Annotated in this window: 1 rRNA gene; it reads left to right on the top strand. The window is 54.8% G+C overall.

Going from position 1 to position 217, the window contains the following annotated elements:
* A 16S ribosomal RNA gene (locus tag APS80_RS10430) occupies positions 1-217 on the top strand; the annotation flags it as partial.

Below are 217 nucleotides of genomic sequence, written 5' to 3' on the forward strand. Positions count from 1 at the left end.
CGACTTTCTGGTCTGTAACTGACGCTGATGTGCGAAAGCGTGGGGATCAAACAGGATTAGATACCCTGGTAGTCCACGCCGTAAACGATGAGTGCTAAGTGTTAGGGGCTTTCCGCCCCTTAGTGCTGCAGCTAACGCATTAAGCACTCCGCCTGGGGAGTACGGCCGCAAGGCTTAAACTCAAAGGAATTGACGGGGACCCGCACAAGCGGTGGAG

The organism is Staphylococcus auricularis (assembly GCF_001500315.1).
Classification (GTDB): Bacteria; Bacillota; Bacilli; order Staphylococcales; family Staphylococcaceae; genus Staphylococcus; species Staphylococcus auricularis.